The sequence below is a fragment of the bacterium genome, from assembly GCA_035549195.1.
Lineage (GTDB): Bacteria > Oederibacteriota > Muellerivitia > Muellerivitales > Muellerivitaceae > DASZRK01.
On sequence record DASZRK010000062.1, the window covers coordinates 1 to 3,806 of the forward strand.

Here is a 3,806-nt window from a genome sequence, read left to right on the forward strand (position 1 = left end):
AACGATCGAGGAGCTAGGACCGGCGGGGATCCTGTCCATCGACCGGCTGGCGGGTCTCTTGAAGGAAAAGGCCTGGGTGGTGGGGCCGGGCGCGCTCAAATATGAGGCGGCCATCCGGGAAACCCTGGGGACCCAAGGGATGTTCGCCTTCAATGCCCTGCATGCGCCGAAAGCCATGAGCATCGCACGGCTGGCCTACCGGGAATGGAGCCGGGGCCTCCGCACCACGGTCAAGGACTTGAGACCCCTTTACTTGCGCCAACCCGCCGTGGACGAGAAGAAACCCAATTGAACCACAGAGAGCACAGAGATTGAGAACTTCATCCTTAACGGCCGAGATCCTTCTCCGCGACCTCTGTGTCCTCTGTGGTTCGAGGGTCTTATGATTTTCCGGCCCATGTTGGAGGCGGATCTGGAGGCGGTGGTGGGGATCGAGAAGGCCTCCATGCCGTCCCCCTGGTCCAAGGAGCTCTTCGAGGAGGAACTCCACCGGGAGGCGGCCCATTATTTCGTGATGGAGGTCGAGGGGAGAGTGGCGGGTTACATGGGCTATTGGGAAGCGCCCCAGGAGGCCCACATCATCAACCTCGCCATCGGACCCGATTTCCGCCAGAAAGGGCTGGGGGCCCAGATGATGGACTACTGCCTGGATTACGCCAAAAAACGGGGGGCGGCCTTGGCCACCCTGGAAGTGCGCCAGTCCAACGAGGCCGCCCAGGCCCTTTATGAGAAAATGGGCTTCCGGACCGTCGCCATCCGCAAGCAGTACTACAGCGACAACCAGGAGGACGCCATCGTGATGATCAAGGAGATGGTGTAGCTCATTTCAGAAAGGGGGATGGGATGAAGTTCACCGACAAAGAGGCGGTCAAGTTGTTGGACGAGCTCCTGAAATCGGAGCCCAAGTTCGTGAAGTGGCGCAAATGCGGGATCGGGATCACCATGACCAAGGAGACCTTCGACGCTCTGAAGGCCTCCAGCCACCCGAAGAAGGATTTTGTCCTGCAGGGTGTCATCGTGGAGCGCCGGGGAAAGCTCCGTTATTAAAAGTCCCTGAAAAGCGCTTCCTTATCTAGCGTCTTTATCGCCGCATTCCGTTTGCTACAATGCCGCCTCATTCCTCCCTGAGGCGCGCCCATGTTCCGTCCGGTCCAGAACTTCATCCTCTCCATCTTCGACACCGCCGAACAGGGTTATGAGACCTTCCTTAAAAAACCCATCTTCCTGCTGGGGGACCACACCCGGAAGGTCGGCGGGTCCTTCCTCTGGCTGCCCCGCCGCCAGGCGGTCACTGTCTATGTGGGCCTCCTCTGGGTCATCCCCATCGCCATCGCCTGGCAGTTCGAGAGCCTTTACCTGGTGCGGGCCGGGCTTTCGGAGACCGAACTGGGTGTCTACCGGTTCCTGATGAACCTGGTGGGGCTGGCCTTCTATTTCATCGGCGGTTACGTGGCCGATTTCTGGGGGAGCCACCGGGCCCTCATCGCCTTCGATGCCGTGAGCTGGGGCGGCTACTGCCTCTGCATGTCCCTGGCGGACAACAAATGGTGGTGCATCGGCGCGCTCTTCTTCATCGCGGTCAACGCGGCCTCCGGGCCCGCCTACCTGGGCCTGCTGACCGAGGGGATCGACCGCCGCAAGAGCCCGGTGGTCTTCAGCGTCCTGCAGATGACCAACATGGCGCCCTACGCCCTCTTCTTCCCGATCCTAGGCGGGGCCTGGGTGGAACAAGCCGGGTTCCTCGAGGCCAGCCACCAGATGTACTGGCTCTTCACCGCGCTGGTCACATTGGGGGTCTTCCTGCGCTGGCGCCTGCTCCCGCGTTCCCAGGTCTTCGCCAAGGCGCCCAAGTCCCTTTGGACGGCGGTCAAGGGCGGGGTCGTCCGGTACGGGGCGGCCCTTTCGAAGTTCCTCAAGGTGCCGGGCGCGAAGGAATTGCTGGCCTCCAAGGTCATCGACGAGTGGATCATCGCCGTCTGGGGGACCTACGCGTCGCTCTACTACGTGGGCCAACTGCACCTGCGGGAGTCGAACATCTCGGTCATCCAGCAGGGCGCGACCTATGTGGGCATGTTCATCCTGTTCCTGCTCATCCCCAACCTGACCCTCCGCTTCATGGGGAAGGTCCTGGGGATGGACCAATTGCTGGGGCTGGCCGGCGGGGTGGTCCTGATCCTGGCGGGGACAGGGACCAAGAACCCGCTCCTGGCCTGCCTCTTCGCGGCGGGCCTGGGGGCCGTGGGGAACGCGCTCTACAACTCCATCAACGTCTCGGTCTGGATGAACATGATGCAGGAGAAGGACCGGGCCAAGCTGGTGGCCGCCTGCAGCGCCGTTATCCGCCTGGGGCTGGCCACGGGGTTCCTGGGCGGCCTCCTTTACGGCAAGGTCTCACCCACCTCGCTCCTTTACTTCATGCTGGTCCTGCGGGTGGCCGGCTTCGTCCTGCTCCGCCGGGTGGCCAGGACCCAGACGGCCAAGGAAAGGAAATAGGGGAATGGGCTATCTTTTCGTGACCGGGGCCTTCCTTTGCATCGGGAGCTATATGGTGCCGGTGCGCTTCGCCACGGCCAAAGGCCTGGGGTTCATCCCTTTCATGGGGGTGGGATTGCTGTTGTTCGACCTGGCCCGTTCCGGTTCCCTGGCCCGCCTGGCGGCCCACCCGACCTGGATGGGGGCCTGCCTGGTCTCGGGGATCCTCTGGGTGGCCGGCCAGTTCCTGGCCAATATGACGCTGGAAGAGGTGAGCCTCGCCAAGTCGTCGGTGCTTTTCAATGTGAATTCCTTCATCAATATCGGCTTCGGCCTGCTGGCTTTCCATGAGGCTTCGGACCTGCGGTCCTATCTCTTCCTGTCGGCGGGCGGCCTCGTCCTTTTCGCGGGGGCCTGGTACGTGGCGGGGATCGCCCCCGCGCCTTCCAAGGAAGGGAACCTGAGGAAGGGGGTGCTCTACGGGTTGTTGACCGGCTTCTTCTGGGGCCTTTATTTCATGCCGGTCAAGGCGGTGCAGACCTGGCGTCCGGAAGCGGACCTGGGTTCGATGGACATCCTGGCGGGACTGGCCTTCGGTGGGACCCTTCCGGCGCTCCTGCTTTTCCTGAAAGTGCCCAAGGGCCTGTTCACCGCCCGGAACTTCGCGATGGGATTGCTCTCGGCTTTCCTCTGGGCGGGAGGCACGGCCTTCTTCCTTTTGGCGATCGAAAGCCTGGGCCTTTCGCGCGCGGTGCCCATCGTGAACACCAGCGGATTGGTCTATTCCCTCTGGTCGCTCTTCGTGTTCAAGGAATTCCCGCTCTCGGTCTGGCCCAAGGTGTTGGGCGGCGCTTTGATCGTGGCGATCGGCGCCGTGCTGACGGCTTGTTCGGGGTAAAAACCGAACCCAAATGCCTATCGAACCACAGAGGTCACCGAGCACGCAGAGTTGAAATTTTGTGATTTTTTGAAGAATAGCATCCTTCTCCGCGCTCTCGGTCCGCCACCCAAGGCGGCCTGTGGTGAAATGCCGTTGTTTTAGGCCTTAAGGCTTGAAACTTACCTTTAAATACCGATAATTGCCCCATTATGAAGATCCAGAACAACATCGCGCTCAAGGAATGGGCCGTCGTCCTCAAGGCCCTCGAGGAAGGGAAGCAGACCATCCTTCTTCGCAAAGGCGGCATCGCGGAAGAAGGCGGGGAGTTCAAACCCGAACATCCCGAGTTCTTCCTTTATCCGACCTTCGAACACGAGACCCCGGCGGCCATCAAGGCCGACTGGCGGCCCCGTCTCGCCTCCATCGAGAAAGAGAACAAGGACCCCAAGCGCAT

Annotated in this window: 6 protein-coding genes; all 6 read left to right on the forward strand. The window is 61.5% G+C overall.

From position 1 onward, the window contains the following. On the forward strand, positions 1 to 292 hold a 292-nt coding region (locus VHE12_11345), incomplete at its 5' end, for a hypothetical protein (protein ID HVZ81371.1). Positions 293 to 382: 90 nt separating this feature from the next. Next, positions 383 to 820: a ribosomal protein S18-alanine N-acetyltransferase gene (gene rimI, locus VHE12_11350; protein ID HVZ81372.1), complete on the forward strand. Its 438-nt coding sequence runs from the start codon at positions 383 to 385 to the stop codon at positions 818 to 820. Positions 821 to 843: 23 nt separating this feature from the next. Then, positions 844 to 1,047 carry a hypothetical protein gene (locus VHE12_11355; GenBank protein HVZ81373.1) on the forward strand — a complete coding sequence of 68 codons (204 nt, stop codon included), beginning with the start codon at positions 844 to 846 and terminating at the stop codon, positions 1,045 to 1,047. Between the two features lie 90 nt (positions 1,048 to 1,137). Then, a complete protein-coding gene (locus VHE12_11360; GenBank protein ID HVZ81374.1) occupies positions 1,138 to 2,493 on the forward strand; it encodes a hypothetical protein in 1,356 nt (451 codons plus the stop codon). A 4-nt stretch (positions 2,494 to 2,497) separates the two neighbouring features. After that, positions 2,498 to 3,370 (forward strand): GRP family sugar transporter, encoded by an 873-nt coding sequence (locus tag VHE12_11365; GenBank protein HVZ81375.1) that lies wholly within the window; start codon positions 2,498 to 2,500, stop codon positions 3,368 to 3,370. Between the two features lie 191 nt (positions 3,371 to 3,561). Further along, positions 3,562 to 3,806 (forward strand): DUF1802 family protein (locus VHE12_11370; protein HVZ81376.1); only part of this gene is annotated, 245 nt, incomplete at its 3' end.

Coding starts and splice junctions, on each gene's coding strand:
- rimI (HVZ81372.1), top strand. CDS start 383: ATGATTTTCCGGCCCATGTTGGAGGCGGATCTGGAGGCGGTGGTGGGG.
- VHE12_11355 (HVZ81373.1), top strand. CDS start 844: ATGAAGTTCACCGACAAAGAGGCGGTCAAGTTGTTGGACGAGCTCCTG.
- VHE12_11360 (HVZ81374.1), top strand. CDS start 1,138: ATGTTCCGTCCGGTCCAGAACTTCATCCTCTCCATCTTCGACACCGCC.
- VHE12_11365 (HVZ81375.1), top strand. CDS start 2,498: ATGGGCTATCTTTTCGTGACCGGGGCCTTCCTTTGCATCGGGAGCTAT.